This is a genomic window from Paenibacillus diazotrophicus (assembly GCF_042610465.1).
The window spans coordinates 172,465-186,288 of the sequence record NZ_JBGJZN010000007.1; the positions used below are offsets into that span (position 1 = coordinate 172,465).

15 protein-coding genes are annotated in these 13,824 nt (G+C 46.3%); 12 read left to right on the plus strand and 3 right to left on the minus strand.

Going from position 1 to position 13,824, the window contains the following annotated elements; genetic code table 11:
- The first annotated feature begins 11 nt into the window (after nucleotides 1-11).
- The 3 genes from ACAN54_RS23425 (at nucleotide 12) to ACAN54_RS23435 (ending at nucleotide 1,992) form a co-directional block, all read left to right on the plus strand.
- On the plus strand, nucleotides 12-311 hold the full coding sequence (locus ACAN54_RS23425; RefSeq protein WP_379161187.1) for a YlaH-like family protein: 300 nt from the start codon (nucleotides 12-14) through the stop codon (nucleotides 309-311).
- Nucleotides 312-392: 81 nt separating this feature from the next.
- Nucleotides 393-1,466 carry an LCP family protein gene (locus tag ACAN54_RS23430; protein ID WP_379161189.1) on the plus strand — a complete coding sequence of 358 codons (1,074 nt, stop codon included), beginning with the start codon at nucleotides 393-395 and terminating at the stop codon, nucleotides 1,464-1,466.
- Nucleotides 1,467-1,536: 70 nt separating this feature from the next.
- A complete protein-coding gene (locus tag ACAN54_RS23435; protein ID WP_379161191.1) occupies nucleotides 1,537-1,992 on the plus strand; it encodes a pyridoxamine 5'-phosphate oxidase family protein in 456 nt (151 codons plus the stop codon).
- 48 nt (nucleotides 1,993-2,040) lie between these two features.
- Here the strand turns inward: ACAN54_RS23435 and ACAN54_RS23440 are convergent, their stop codons facing one another.
- The gene (locus ACAN54_RS23440; RefSeq protein ID WP_379161193.1) at nucleotides 2,041-2,631 is read right to left on the minus strand and encodes a YhcN/YlaJ family sporulation lipoprotein; all 591 of its coding nucleotides are present in this window, start codon (nucleotides 2,629-2,631) and stop codon (nucleotides 2,041-2,043) included.
- A 105-nt stretch (nucleotides 2,632-2,736) separates the two neighbouring features.
- Between ACAN54_RS23440 and ACAN54_RS23445 the strand changes: the two genes are divergently transcribed.
- The 3 genes from ACAN54_RS23445 (at nucleotide 2,737) to ACAN54_RS23455 (ending at nucleotide 5,788) form a co-directional block, all read left to right on the plus strand.
- Nucleotides 2,737-4,068: a PhoH family protein gene (locus tag ACAN54_RS23445; RefSeq protein ID WP_379161195.1), complete on the plus strand. Its 1,332-nt coding sequence runs from the start codon at nucleotides 2,737-2,739 to the stop codon at nucleotides 4,066-4,068.
- A gap of 12 nt (nucleotides 4,069-4,080) precedes the next feature.
- Entirely contained in the window at nucleotides 4,081-4,371 is a 291-nt protein-coding gene (locus tag ACAN54_RS23450; RefSeq protein ID WP_379161198.1) for a hypothetical protein, read from the plus strand.
- A 184-nt stretch (nucleotides 4,372-4,555) separates the two neighbouring features.
- Nucleotides 4,556-5,788: an extracellular solute-binding protein gene (locus tag ACAN54_RS23455; protein WP_379161200.1), complete on the plus strand. Its 1,233-nt coding sequence runs from the start codon at nucleotides 4,556-4,558 to the stop codon at nucleotides 5,786-5,788.
- Here the strand turns inward: ACAN54_RS23455 and ACAN54_RS23460 are convergent.
- Both ACAN54_RS23460 and ACAN54_RS23465 read right to left on the minus strand, forming a co-directional pair.
- Nucleotides 5,780-6,916, minus strand: a complete 1,137-nt coding sequence (locus ACAN54_RS23460; RefSeq protein WP_379161202.1) for a coiled-coil domain-containing protein — start codon at nucleotides 6,914-6,916, stop codon at nucleotides 5,780-5,782. The genes ACAN54_RS23455 and ACAN54_RS23460 overlap by 9 nt on opposite strands.
- 176 nt (nucleotides 6,917-7,092) lie before the next feature.
- On the minus strand, nucleotides 7,093-7,329 hold the full coding sequence (locus ACAN54_RS23465; RefSeq protein ID WP_074112261.1) for a DUF2626 family protein: 237 nt from the start codon (nucleotides 7,327-7,329) through the stop codon (nucleotides 7,093-7,095).
- A 346-nt stretch (nucleotides 7,330-7,675) separates the two neighbouring features.
- Between ACAN54_RS23465 and ACAN54_RS23470 the strand changes: the two genes are divergently transcribed.
- The 6 genes from ACAN54_RS23470 (at nucleotide 7,676) to ACAN54_RS23495 (ending at nucleotide 13,821) form a co-directional block, all read left to right on the plus strand.
- On the plus strand, nucleotides 7,676-8,326 hold the full coding sequence (locus ACAN54_RS23470; RefSeq protein WP_379161204.1) for an RsfA family transcriptional regulator: 651 nt from the start codon (nucleotides 7,676-7,678) through the stop codon (nucleotides 8,324-8,326).
- Nucleotides 8,327-8,430: 104 nt separating this feature from the next.
- Nucleotides 8,431-9,447 (plus strand): ketopantoate reductase family protein, encoded by a 1,017-nt coding sequence (locus ACAN54_RS23475; RefSeq protein WP_379161206.1) that lies wholly within the window; start codon nucleotides 8,431-8,433, stop codon nucleotides 9,445-9,447.
- A 12-nt stretch (nucleotides 9,448-9,459) separates the two neighbouring features.
- Nucleotides 9,460-9,840 (plus strand): DUF3397 domain-containing protein, encoded by a 381-nt coding sequence (locus tag ACAN54_RS23480; protein ID WP_379161600.1) that lies wholly within the window; start codon nucleotides 9,460-9,462, stop codon nucleotides 9,838-9,840.
- Between the two features lie 150 nt (nucleotides 9,841-9,990).
- Nucleotides 9,991-11,715: a peptide ABC transporter substrate-binding protein gene (locus ACAN54_RS23485; RefSeq protein WP_379161208.1), complete on the plus strand. Its 1,725-nt coding sequence runs from the start codon at nucleotides 9,991-9,993 to the stop codon at nucleotides 11,713-11,715.
- Nucleotides 11,716-11,937: 222 nt separating this feature from the next.
- Nucleotides 11,938-12,870: an ABC transporter permease gene (locus ACAN54_RS23490; protein ID WP_379161602.1), complete on the plus strand. Its 933-nt coding sequence runs from the start codon at nucleotides 11,938-11,940 to the stop codon at nucleotides 12,868-12,870.
- Between the two features lie 21 nt (nucleotides 12,871-12,891).
- The gene (locus tag ACAN54_RS23495) at nucleotides 12,892-13,821 is read left to right on the plus strand and encodes an ABC transporter permease (protein WP_379161604.1); all 930 of its coding nucleotides are present in this window, start codon (nucleotides 12,892-12,894) and stop codon (nucleotides 13,819-13,821) included.
- Nucleotides 13,822-13,824 lie beyond the last annotated feature (3 nt).

A 13,824-nucleotide genomic window follows, 5' to 3' on the forward strand; every position in this document is an offset into this window, starting at 1 on the left:
AGTGACGAGCTTTGCAGATCTGGTTCGCTGAGCATCCAATGATCGCTTATATCGTGATTTTTATTTTACTGACGTATGTGTATAACCGTGTTTTCCGTGTGAATCAGAAGCTTTCTATCGGCAAGGAAATTATGCTGTATCTGATGATGGCTGTGGGCTCGGGCATGCTACTCATCTTCCAGCACGACAAGCTGCCAATTATACAGTGTCTGCTTGTGGCTGTAGGGCTTATGCTGCTAGTTCGGGTCCGCTACATGGTAGAGGCCCGGCAAAGACGTAAAGCGGCTGCAGCAGCGGGCAAACGCCAGTAACCGCAACTTTTGCCGCTTGAATTCGTCTATTAAGAGTGAGCAATCGAATACCAGATGATATGAAAAGGACCTTATTCTATTATGAGTACAAATAAAGGCAGTTTGCCTCCTAGATCGAGCGGGAATCAGAGAAACGGCAGACCGCAGCCGAACAGCGCGGCTAGACCCGTGCCAAAGAAGAATGTCAAGAAACGCGGAGCGTTGGCAAGAATGGGAAGATTATTGTTGATTCTTCTCATTGTTGTCATCCTGGCTGCACTCGGATATGGCGGTTATCTGTATTGGAAGTTTGAACAAGGAAGCTTTGGTGTGGACCAGCCGGTTCAGGCGGGACATTCCGCTTCAGAGAAACCGATCACAATGCTGCTGCTGGGAACAGATAATCGTCCGAAACATCCTTCCAATTTGACTGATGTGATTATGGTTGTGACGCTTAATCCCAAAACGGAGTCTGCTACTGTAGTATCGCTTCCAAGGGATACATATGTTGAGCTTAGCGGGTATAAGAAGACCAAGATTAATGAATTTTATGCCCGGTTCAAAAGTAAGGAGAAGACTTCAGGTATTCTTGCAGAAGACGAGATGAAGACCATGATGGGTAAATACCTTGACGTTGATGTGGATTATGTGACTGTACTTGACTTCCAGGGCTTCCGTGATGTCGTCGATGAATTGGGCGGTGTGGACGTAAATATCAGTGAAAACATGTGCTACACGGACAGCGTGGATGGTACGGACATTAACCTGACTAAGGGGCCGGCACAGTTGAATGGCGATGATGCTCTCGATTACGTGCGTTACCGTAAATCGAATTGCAGCCCGAAGACCAAGGCGTCAGATGACTTTGACCGCAACAAGCGCCAGAACGAAGTTCTGCATTCACTAGTTGGACAGATGCAATCCCTGGGCGGTGTTCTGAAGATAGGTAAGGTGCTCGATGCTGTGGATGATAACATGAAGACGGATATCGAGAATGCACAGATCAAAAATTTGATCTCAACCTATTGGAAAATTTCCAAGGAGAACATTGAATTCAAACCGGTGACCGGAACATGGCGCAGTCCCTATGTATATATTAACGATGAAGAGCTGGACGCCGCCAAGAAAAGTCTGCAGGACCGTATTGCCGGTATTACACCAGCCTCACAAAATTGAATGCAAGTTCGGGCATGTGCTATAATATAATAAATTGAATGCATCCAAGCTGCATAGGGGGCCTGTACTTATGTCTGAAGCCGTTGCACAGCTTAATGAAACATTGCTTACCATGCTGCAATCGGAAACTTTTGTTCTACTGAACACTGTAGATGCGGAATCCGGGGGACCAACGTCCACCGCCATTTCCTGGATCTATGCAGTGAGCCCTTCCATTGTGCGGCTTGCAGTTGACCACCGTTCCAGACTTGTGAACAACATGAAGGTGAATCCGCTGGTTACTATTACTGTCTTTGGTGAGGGTACTGTTCATGCCATTAACGGCCGTGCATCCGTTAGGCAGGATCCGCTCTCTGATGTTCCATTCAAGATGTGTTGTTTTGATATTGAAATTGAAGCGGTCCGCAATGCGTTATTCTATGGCGCACAGCTGGAGTCCGCCCCAAAATATGCGAAGGTATACGATGAACGTGCGGCTGATAAGCTGGACGGACAGGTATTTGCCGCCATGCAAAAAGCCCAGTGATGATCTCACTAGGCTTTTTTTGTCCAAATCCGCGAAGCAAGATAGCTTCTATTGATTGCCTTTGGTCTTGGTATCTTCGGGAAGCTGCGGAATAATACGTCCGATGATATCTGCCATCTCGGCGGCAAAACCGGATACCGGATGCCCTTTACTGATGTGGCGGCCCATTTCTGCAAGTCTGCTGGATACATCCATATCAGCAGTGACGAACGCTTTTACGCTTCTTGGATCCTTGCTTCTCGGATCCTTACGGATGGCTTCTGCCACGGAATATTTAATGCTTCCGACGCGTGAGCGGGTAAGATTTCCATCCACATCAATACCTACCACAGCGACATTATTCATCACAACGCAGTGAGCGCCTTTTACACCGGGAACTCTTTTGGCGAGTCGCTCATAATGGTCCTTCAGGGCAACATCGCTTTCACCTCTGGTGCCAGAAGGTTGCCCGGCCTGCGAGGTAGGTACAGGAGAAATAGTTCTTCCTGTATCCGATAATTTCTGTACTTTTCGGTTCCCCTGGCTGCTCAAATCATTTGCCGATTGTTTATCCTGAGGAGAGGGTGATGACTCTTTATTAGCGATACCGCAGCTTGTCAGCAGCAGCAGTACCAGCAACAGACACATTGATTTTCTCATATGTGCGTACTCCTTTCAGCGAAAGATCAAGTCTTTACCTTAGCTTACCCTTGCTGAAAAGAGTTATGTATGACCAATCAAACCAGGCGCTGTGGAGGGGATAACATGAAAAAGATATTTGTACTAGACACCAACGTGCTCTTGCACGACCCCAATTCGATTTTTGCTTTCAAGGAGCATGAAGTTGTCATTCCGGCAGTAGTCCTGGAAGAAATCGACTCCAAGAAGCGTAATGCCGATGAAATCGGCCGCAACGCCCGCACCGTGTCACGCTTATTAGACGGACTTCGTGAACTCGGCCACCTGCACAGCGGCGTGGTACTGGAGCATGGAGGCACGCTGAAGGTAGAACTTAACCACCGCAGCTTCGTAAAGGTACAAGAAATGTTCGGTGAAGTCTCCAATGACAACCGGATATTGGCTGTCGCACTTAATTATCTCCATGAGGAGAATGAAAAAGCTGAACCGAGTCCTGTGGTGCTCGTGAGTAAAGATGTGCTCGTCCGCATTAAAGCGGATGTACTTGGTATTACACCGGAGGATTATTTATCTGACCGTACGGGTGATTTGAATGAGCTGTATTCTGGCTCTCAATCGCTGATGGTTCATCCTTCACTAATTGATGAATATTACAGCCACCGTTCCTTGTCCGTCAAACAGTTGTCCTTGTCCTATTCCTTGTATCCGAATGAATTTGTGATTCTTAAGGATGAGATTGGCAGCGGCAAGTCGGCCCTGCTCAAAGTCAACAACGATGCTTCCCGTCTGGAGCCGCTATATCTAGGGAATGATGCGGTATGGGGAATCAGTGCCCGCAATGCGCAACAGCGGATGGCGCTGGAGCTGCTCCTCAATGACGATATCCCGCTGGTTACTATCACTGGTAAAGCTGGAACAGGGAAAACTTTGCTGGCTCTGGCTGCCGGATTATTTAAAGTGGAAGACGAGCATAAGTATAAGAAACTGCTGATCGCCCGTCCGGTGGTGCCGATGGGTAAGGATATCGGATACCTGCCAGGTGAGAAGGACGAAAAGCTGCGTCCGTGGATGCAGCCGATTTATGATAATCTGGAATTTTTGTTCGATACGAAAAAGTCCGGCGATATCGATAAAATATTGATGGGCCTAGGCAGTATTCAAGTGGAGGCTCTAACCTATATTCGCGGACGTTCGATCCCGTCTCAATTTATTATCATTGATGAGGCACAGAATCTGTCCCGCCACGAGGTGAAGACGATCGTATCCAGAGCCGGGGAGGGCAGTAAAGTCATCCTCATGGGCGACCCGGAGCAGATTGACCATCCGTATCTGGATGCGGCAAGCAACGGACTCAGCTATATCGTGGAGAAGTTCAAGCAACAAGGCATAAGCGGACATATTACCCTTGAAAAGGGCGAGCGTTCACACCTGGCCCAGTTGGCTGCCGACTTGCTGTGATGTTTTGGACTTATGTTAGAACCAAGGCCCATATTGCACTTTGTGAAATCCATTGTTTCCTGTACGCATATTAGTGTGCGTGCAAGTGACAGTGCCCTTCAGCAGCCCCGCTGCTCCAGCAGGGCTGCAATTTACAGCAAACAGCCGGGAGGTCATTCCCGGCTGTTTGCCATTCTGCCCCCAAAGGAACGGCGGGGAATTTTTGTGTCAGTAGAACCGTTAGCGGAGAGAGCGGAATTGTTCTGGAGAAACGGAGTGTTCGCCTTTGTCCCCGGATTTGCACCGCGAAATCAGATTCAATAATTCCGGTGACAACAGCGATCGGAAGAATAATCCGCACGCGGAGCGTTCAGGCTCGTCAAGAGAATCAATGGCTCTTGCCGTTCTCACCTATATAATAGAAGAGAACGTTTTCAACGCGGCAGACAAGAAGTGAAGCATCTGGTAAAATGGGGGAGAAGAGTCATAGGGCTGGAGGAGAAAACACGTGCTGAGAAGGAGAAACTACTGGCTATTGTTTGCTATTTTATTGTTGTCGCTGACAAGCCTATCCCCCAGCATGGAGCTGGATACCAGTGACGATACCTACCCGATGAAGCAGCCGCTCAATCCGTTGGAGCATTCCGAAGCTGGAAATAAAGATCTTATTCAAACTTTGAGCATCCAGGTATCCATGAGCAGTGAGGAATTTAACGAACTGCAGCGGATCAGCAATAACTATAGCTTGTCCAACCGCACCCGGGTAATCCTGAGCAATGTGGATAGTGATAAGGCTGATGATATTCTGAAGCAGGATCTGACGATTGGCCAGAGCCCTGATATTATTATGACCGATGGCCGCAGAATCATAGAATTGGCGACGCAAGGTTACTTGCTGCCAATAGATATATATCAGAGTGTACCTGGAAGTGCGCCACTGACCACTCTGATTCCTCAAATGCAGTGGAATGGTTATGACTGGGGTGTTCCTCTTGATATTGACCCCTATGTGCTTGTGTATTCACCGCAACGGCTCAGGGAACTGGGGATTACAGAGTTGCCCGGAAGTCTGGAGCAGTGGAATGAGCTGCTTAAGGTGATTCGTGAGCACCCCGATAAACAGCGCTATCTGCTAGCGATGGATACGCGTAACCCCTACGGCTATTCAGCAGTTCTGGCGAGCATGGGCGGGAGTCTTCGATCGGTTAGTCCTGCTCTGCTGGAATGGACCCATTACGCAGGCAGCTATTTTTTTCTCACCAGCCGTACAAACACTGATATTTGGGGTATGCTTCAAGAAGGCAAACTTGCAGTTGCAGCCCTCCCGCTCTCGGAGTGGCAGAAGCACGGGAATTCTTCACTATCCGCGGAAGCGCCGCTAACTACAGGCAGCGGGTCAGGGTATGAAGCGATCTACAGCCGTTTCTTTGCACTCCCAGCACAATCCGGTAATCCGGAGGAAGCAGTTAATTGGCTGTCCTATGTGACCTCCAGCATGGAGCAACTGGATTGGCTGGAGAATACAGGACGTCTTCCGGCACTCGATGAGATATACCGTACCGGACTGCCAGAGCGTGTAAAGCTTCCGTTTGACCCCGGGTTGCTGCTGGGAGACGAAACAAATCTGAAGAGTGAATCAGCAGGCGATTGGACAGCATTGTCGCTGGCAGTAACACAACTACTGACAGGCGAGATTGATCCGGCAGGATACGCTGCTGCGGTGGCACAGTCCTCAGAATGAGAGCGAGAGCTTCACATGCAGCACACCGTCCTGGCTGCTCACCTCAGTTGCACGGAGGAAAGAGACGATTTTGGCCGGATAGAACCCCAGGTCGAATTCTTCCTCCAAGGCCTTTCGCGTAGTATCGGGTAACTCGAGGCCATTGAATACGACATGATCGACATGGAACATCAATCCGTTAACCGGTTCCTCCTGAATGGTGTAATGGCCGGTCAGCGTGAGCGATAATCCGCCGCTTTTACCGGAAGCTATTACTTCATTGTCATTGAACTGGAAGGCAAAATCCTTGAAAAGTTCATTCTGCGAGATGAGGAATTCATTCAGATCTGCTTCCTTTAAGGCCAGATTATAAGTCATTCCTTTACGGGTCATGATCCCGTCACGGCTTTGAACGAACTCAGGCAACTGCTTCATAGCAGAAGACAAGGCTTTGAAATAAGTTTTGACTTCGTGAACCCCGATATTTTCCCAATATTTGGTGAACTCCTCCAATAAGGCGCTCATACTAGCCGGATCACTGCTGGATTGAATGCCCTTGTCAATATCTTCATGCAGTGCCGCGATGCGTTCCTTCTGCTGCTCCAAAGCTGTTTTGAGCGTTGCAAGCTCCTCTGAACTGCTCTGTGCTGCGGTAAGTGTTGCTTTTAACTTCTTATACTCCGCTTCATATTGAGACAAAATGTCACGGTCTCTTCCTATAATAATCTCATAATAATCATATAAGGCCAGTAATCTGCCAATACTTTTAGCGGAAAGAACCGCTGCCAGGAGTCCATCTCTATCTCCCATATAATAAGATCGGATTATAGCGCCGGCTTGTTCCCGCTGATTCTGTATTGCGCTTTGCTGAGAAACAGCCCTTTTTTCCAGAAGTGATGCCTTTTCCTCAAGAGCCTTCTGCTCAGCAGTGATCCGCGAGATTTCCTGCTCAATTTCTGCCGAGGATAACGTCTGTTCCAGTAGCTTACGGGTGACCTCGTTGTCAGGCATGACAGGAGGAGAAACGCCGGACAGTCCAGTTCCAGGATCAGCACTCAAAAAATGAGGGGGCATCAGCGGCAGCACAGTGAAGCAGAGAAGGATAAGGAGTACACAAGTAAACCGGCTTCGATTGTTGCGGGATTTCACCACTCCACCACCTTATTAAGATATCAGGATATGTATGTACTATTATTATGATTAGCCCTGCTAAAATATCATACCCTCTTTTCTGTCCAAGACCTACTGCGTATGCACAAAAAAACGGAAGCGCTCCATAAAAAAAGGAACAGCCTCCGTTACTATATTTAATAAATTAGTGGAACTTACAGCGGCAATCCCATTTCGAAGATCGTCCAGTAGCTGAAGCCCGTAAATGTAAGAATCATATATCCCCAAAAAAGCAGAATATAGGTCTTCTCCGTAAACTTCATATATCCTAGGATCACGAAAAAAGCGGTTTGCAGAAAAAAGAGTAGAGCCATCTCCGTTAAATTCCCGGCAAAAGCCATAAGTCCAATCACAAGCGTAAAAAAACCCAAGACTCGAAACATGCGGTCCAAGAGAACATCTCCCTCCTGTATGTATCCGGCAATTTCTTATTTGTAGTTATATTATAACGGCTGAAGCAAACGGTGTAAACGAATTCATTAAAAAAATGCCGTTTTTTTGAGATAATTATGATTTTTGTTATAGACTCGGCCCGGATATTTTGAAAGTGGATATTTTATAGTACAGCAAGTATGAGGTTTAGCCAAAATGGAAATACAATTTAGTATCAAATAGATTCTATGAACTCTAATAGAGGCATAGAAATGGAGTAAGCAGCTTTTATCCTATTCACTATCCGGCGGAGCTGCCGGTTATGAAGATGGTTATTTCATGATGTTGTTAGGAGGGTTTGGCTTTATGACAGCCGTTAGACAGGATGCTTGGAGCGCGGAAGATGATTTGATATTGGCCGAAATAACGCTGCGTCATATCCGTGAAGGCAGCACACAGCTTGCTGCTTTTGAAGAGGTAGGCGAAAAAATCGGCAGAACCTCGGCCGCATGCGGATTTCGCTGGAACAGCTGTGTTCGCAAGAGCTATGAAGATGCAATTGGTATTGCCAAGAGCCAACGCCAGAAGCGGAATTATTTGAAGAAACAGCCTTCCGCCAGGGGCGCACAGGTAGCAAGTCTCATTCTTGGAGACATGGAAGAGGAATACAGCCGCAGTGAGGGGCTAGGCGAGAACTCTTTGTCCATTGATGCCGTAATCCGCTTCTTAAGGCAATGGAAGGGCAGCTTTCAGGAGGCAGGCCGCCAGCTGAAAATGCTTGAGAGGGATTTACGCGAGAAAGAAGATGAATTAACAGAGCTGAGGGTAGAAAATGAAAGATTGTCCAAAGAGGTCAATCTGGCCCAAAGTGACTACCGAGTAGTCAATGATGATTACAAGGCATTAATTCAGATTATGGACCGGGCGCGGAGACTTGCTTTCCTTAATGAAGAAGAAGAAGAAATGAAGACAAGATTCAAAATGGATGCCAACGGTAATTTGGAACGGATTGAATAAACATAAATATTTCTCTAAATCCCGCATGCAGAGGCTAACCGCCAGCGTTTGCGGGTTTTTTGCATGTTTTATGCTTGTTTTTCTTTTTCGGAAGAAAGGATATAATGAGGGAAATTGTGTACAAGATGGCAGGTGACAGCATGAAAATAGATGTGATCGGTGCAGGCTCACTCGGTCTTTTACTGGCCGGCAAGCTGATTCTCTCCGGCGCAGAGGTCAGATTATGGTGCCGGAGCGAGGCTCAGGCGGAAGAATTGTCCAGGTCAGGAATCACCGTAAGTTACGAGAACGGGAATCTATCCCAACATCTCCAAGGCACTAGCTTTCAGGTTGGACCCATTAGCGGTTACGCGGATACGATACTCCGGCAGCCTGGTGAATGGACAGCAATAATGCTCAAACAGAATGCGTTTCACAATATGCTGCCAAAGATTCTGGCGCCTCTTCGGCATACAAGACTCCAGGTCGTTTGCTTTCAGAACGGTATTGGACATGTGGAGCTTCTCCAGGAGCTTTTGCCGGAGGCTTCACTCTGGGCTGCAGTGACGACCGAAGCAGCCAAGAGGAAAACATTAACAGAGGTTATTCATACAGGACTTGGGGAAACATTTATAGGGAAACGAGGAAACAAAATCTCAAATGAACCAAAGGTTACCCTAAAGGAGGACGATATAGCGGCAATACGTTTGACTCATGCTCTTACAGCAGCAGGATTCCGCGCTTTGATGTCGAAAGAAGTGGATACCATGATTTACCGGAAGCTGCTATTCAATGCTGTGATTAACCCGCTTACAGCGATCTGGCGCATTCAGAACGGGGAGCTGATTGTCTCCGAGGAACGAATACAGTTAATGAAAGAACTGTACCTGGAAGCCACCTCCGTATATGAAGCCAGCGGTATCAAGGTTGATGTTCAAGCATGGGAGGGCATAATTGACGTTTGCCGGGCAACATCTGGCAACATCTCATCTATGCTCGCTGATGTTCTAGCGTCCAGAGATACAGAAATCCGCTGGATTAATGGGAGTATTGTGGCAATGGCGGATAGAGCTGGTATTGCGGTCCCTTTACACCGCTGGATTTGCCGGATGGTAGAAGGCATGAATGTGAAGGAGAGGTGAGGCTGTTTGGAATTGCTGCGGAATTCGTTCATTTCTTTAAGCGTTATTCCGGTTGTTCCTTTTTTGATCGTATATTTCATAGGAATTGGCCTCAGAAAAGAAAAAAGAAATACTTTTTTACTGGCAATGGATATTACAACAGTATTTTTATTTTTTTCAGTATCTGCCTTATTCAATAACATCTTTGGCTTACGGTTCGGGTTATACTTTATACTACTTATTGTATTAATATCCGCTGGACTGCTTGGAGGCGCCCAAAACCGCCTAAAGGGAAATGTCGACGGAAAACGGTTACTTCGGGCAGTTTGGAGACTTTCATTCTTTTTTATGGGTACCATGTATGTACTATTTATGGTCGTAGGCCTTATCCGTTACATATCACAAGCCATGTAATGTTCCATTGCTCCGGTGAAGCGTCAATGTCACAAAATTTTTAACTTTTCAAAAAAAAGTGTTTTCAGAAAATATTGCTCTAGATTTTTTTGACCACTGGTTGTATAATCATAAACCATATACCACATTCTATTTAGGGGGAACTGCTAGATGAAGAAGAGTAAAAGTCTATTGCTCATGATTGCAATGGTTCTTGTTATCGGCACAGTGCTTGCTGGCTGCGGCGGAAACAACAATGCAAACAAAGGCAACAACGCTGCGGCAACAAACGCAGCAGGCAATGAAGGCAGCACGAACACAGGCACCGCAACTGGTGACGAGAAATTGGCCGCTGATCAGACACTTAGAGTCAACCTGACTGCAGAACCACCTACATTTGATCCAGCACAAGCTCAAGACAGCCAAGCAAATACGCTGTTGAAAACTATGTATGAAGGTTTGACCCGCATGAATGACGAAACTGGTCAAGCTGAGCCGGGTATTGCTGAGAAGTGGGACATTTCCGCTGACGGTCTGGTATATACCTTCCACCTGCGTGATGCTCAATGGAACAATGGCGACCCTGTAGAAGCTGCAGACTTCGTTCGCGCATGGAAAATCGTGCTCGACCCTAACACAGACCCTACTGCACCATATGCATACCAATTGTACTACCTGAAGAACGCTGAAGAATATTACACAAAGAAAGTTACAGATTTCAATCAAGTGGGCGTAAAAGCTATTGATGCAAAAACTCTTGAAGTTACGCTGAAAGCTCCAACACCTTACTTCCTTGGCCTTCTGTCCTTCTATACTTATTACCCAGTACACAAATCCGTTGAGGGTAATCCTAAATGGGCAACTAACAAAGACACTATGGTTACCAATGGTGCCTTCACACTGACTGGCTGGACTACTGGTCAATCTATCGAAGTTACTAAGAATGATAAATATTGGGATGCAGCTTCCATTAAACTTAGCAAAATCGATTTCTCCATTGTTAACAGTGGTGCAACTGAATTGCTGAGCTACAAAAACGGAGAACTTGACCGTGCAGGCGCACCTCATGGTGAAATTCCGCAAGAACAGCTTCCTATCGTCAAAAAAGAGCTTCCTAACGAGTTTGTCTCCAAGGGAATCGCTGCTACTTACTACTATGAATTCAACACTACTGAAAAACCTTTCAGCAACGCTAAGATCCGTAAAGCACTCGCAATGTCGATTAACCGTCAAGCTCTTATCGACAATGTAACTTTGGGCGGACAGCTTCCAGCTTTCGGTTATGTGCCACCAGGTATCGCTGGCGCTGACGGTGAATACCGTAACGCAGTTAAAGATGATTACTTCAAAGAAGATGTTGAACAAGCTAAAACATTGCTTGCAGAAGGTCTGAAAGAAGAAGGTCTGACTACACTGCCTCCAGTAGAACTGTCTTACAACACAAGTGAAGGCCACAAGAAAATTGCCCTGGCTATCGCTGATATGTGGAAACAAGCTCTGGGTATTACTGTAAACACAGTGAACCAAGAATGGGCTGTATTTATTGACAACCGTCAAAACCTGAACTACCAGGTTGCTCGTGCCGGCTGGACTGCGGATTACAATGATCCAATGACTTTCCTGGATATGTGGGTAACAGGCGGCGGTAACAATGATACTGGTTACGCTAACCCTGAATATGACAAACTGATTGCTGATGCAAAAGCAAGCTCCGACCTGGCAAAACGCCAAGAAGACTTTGCTGCAGCTGAAAAAATGCTGATCCAGGATGATATGGTCCTGATGCCTATCTACTACTACACAAACAACTCCCTGACTAAAGAATACCTCAAAGGCGTATCTCTTGACTTCAGTGGTGCAATTGACTTCACCCGTTCTTACCTGCTTGAACACTAAGATTCAAACTTCAGAAAATTAATTAAATAGTTAGTCGTCTGAAGTTAGCAGTACACTTCGGGATATATATGTGGAATTCCATATATATCCCTTTTTTTTGTATTTGCGGCTTTTTGTTAATGTTTTCACAAGTTTGCAATAATAGAAAATGGACAAAAGGTCATTTTTTGAATAGAATTCTATTGTATGTCCATAAAAAAGTCGAAGGAGGTGTTGATGGGGATGGTTCGTTATGTAGCCAATAAATTTTTCTATATGATCGTATCGCTGTTTGTACTTATTTCAGCGACTTTTTTTCTGATGAAAGCAATTCCGGGAGATCCGTTTACTGCCGAGAAAAAAGTTCCGCCGGAAATTAAAGCGCGTTTATACGAGCAATATGGTCTGGACAAGCCGCTCTATCATCAGTATTTTAAGTATTTGGGTGAAGTTGCCCGAGGAGACCTGGGTGTTTCCATGAAACGTCTGAATCAGGATGTAACGCATTTGATTGGTCAGACTTTTTCATCATCCCTGAAGCTAGGGATTTTTGCGATTATTGTGTCAGTTATTGTCGGCGTAATACTAGGTATGCTGGCAGCATTGTATCACCGGAAGTTCATTGATAGCGCTGCGATGGTGCTAGCGGTACTCGGGATTGCGGTCCCGAGCTTTGTAGTCGCATCCCTGCTGCAGTATATGTTCGCTTATAAGTTTCATATGTTTCCGGTTTCAGGATTTAAGGGCCCCATGTATTATTTCCTTCCGGTAGCCGCGCTCTCGGCACAGCCGATAGCCTTTATTGCGCGTCTGACCCGTTCCAGTATGCTTGAGGTGCTGCATGCAGACTACATCAAGACGGCTAAGGCTAAAGGTCTAAGCTGGTTCGCTATTTTGAGCCGTCACGTTCTCCGCAACGGAATTCTGCCTGTCGTTACATACATGGGACCAATGACAGCCAACATCGTTACCGGTTCTGTGGTTATCGAGCAGATTTTTGGTGTGGGCGGTATCGGGAAACAGTTTGTGGAAGCGATCGGTGTCCGTGATTATACCGTAATTATGGGGATTACTATTTTTTATGGTGTACTGCTCATGTTAGCCCGCTTTATTACAGACATTGCTTATGTATTTGTAGATCCGCGTATCAAACTAACTGGAGGAAAGGAGGGCTAAAGATTGGTATCTGACAAAAATATGAGTTCGCTGGATGCGAACCTGAAACCAGAGGACTTCCAAAAAATCGGTATTGATGAGAAACAGGCGGAAGTCATTCAACGTGAAAGTCTTTCAGCTTGGAGGGATTCCTGGGAACGTCTTCGTCAGAACAAAATGGCGATGACTGCTCTTGGTATTCTTGCCTTGATTATTTTGGCAGCACTGATTGGGCCATTGTTCTCAAAATACAACTACTACTCTAATGATTTGCTCAGCACCAATAAGCCCCCTTCATCCGACCACTGGTTTGGAACTGATGATCTGGGCCGTGACATTTTTGTCCGTACATGGTACGGAGCACGTATTTCACTGATTGTTGGTTTGGCCGCAGCGGCAATTGATTTGCTGATCGGTGTTATTTATGGCGGAATCATGGGCTTCTTTGGCGGCCGCGTGGATAACATTATGAATAAGGTTTCTGAAGTATTGTACTCCATTCCTTATTTGCTGGTGGTTATTTTGCTGCTCGTGGTAATGGAACCAAGCTTGTTTACGATTATCGTTGCGTTGACCATTACAGGCTGGATCACCATGTCCTGGATTGTGCGCGGGGAGATTATGCAGCTTAAAAACCGTGAGTTTGTTCTGGCTTCGCGTTCCATGGGTGCAGGCTCCAAACGACTCTTGTTCCGTCATTTGCTGCCAAATGCCGTAGGACCCATTATCGTAACGATTACTTTGTCCGTACCAAATGCCATTTTTGCTGAAGCTTTCTTAAGCTTCCTCGGTCTGGGTGTACAGGCTCCAATCGCTTCCCTGGGTTCAATGATCAGTGATTCACTGACAGGCTGGATGTATTATCCGTGGCGCTTCCTGTTCCCGGCTATCCTGATCAGCTTGACCATGCTTTCCTTTAACATTTTTGGTGACGGTCTACGTGATGCACTGGATCCTAAGCTGAAGAAATAGGAG

What these genes read in the sequence shown, in the direction of transcription:
- ACAN54_RS23430 (WP_379161189.1), top strand. Translation starts at nt 393, where the DNA reads ATGAGTACAAATAAAGGCAGTTTGCCTCCTAGATCGAGCGGGAATCAG.
- ACAN54_RS23435 (WP_379161191.1), top strand. Translation starts at nt 1,537, where the DNA reads ATGTCTGAAGCCGTTGCACAGCTTAATGAAACATTGCTTACCATGCTG.
- ACAN54_RS23440 (WP_379161193.1), bottom strand. Translation starts at nt 2,631, where the DNA reads ATGAGAAAATCAATGTGTCTGTTGCTGGTACTGCTGCTGCTGACAAGC.
- ACAN54_RS23445 (WP_379161195.1), top strand. Translation starts at nt 2,737, where the DNA reads ATGAAAAAGATATTTGTACTAGACACCAACGTGCTCTTGCACGACCCC.
- ACAN54_RS23450 (WP_379161198.1), top strand. Translation starts at nt 4,081, where the DNA reads ATGTTAGAACCAAGGCCCATATTGCACTTTGTGAAATCCATTGTTTCC.
- ACAN54_RS23470 (WP_379161204.1), top strand. Translation starts at nt 7,676, where the DNA reads ATGACAGCCGTTAGACAGGATGCTTGGAGCGCGGAAGATGATTTGATA.
- ACAN54_RS23475 (WP_379161206.1), top strand. Translation starts at nt 8,431, where the DNA reads ATGAGGGAAATTGTGTACAAGATGGCAGGTGACAGCATGAAAATAGAT.
- ACAN54_RS23485 (WP_379161208.1), top strand. Translation starts at nt 9,991, where the DNA reads ATGAAGAAGAGTAAAAGTCTATTGCTCATGATTGCAATGGTTCTTGTT.
- ACAN54_RS23490 (WP_379161602.1), top strand. Translation starts at nt 11,938, where the DNA reads ATGGTTCGTTATGTAGCCAATAAATTTTTCTATATGATCGTATCGCTG.
- ACAN54_RS23495 (WP_379161604.1), top strand. Translation starts at nt 12,892, where the DNA reads ATGAGTTCGCTGGATGCGAACCTGAAACCAGAGGACTTCCAAAAAATC.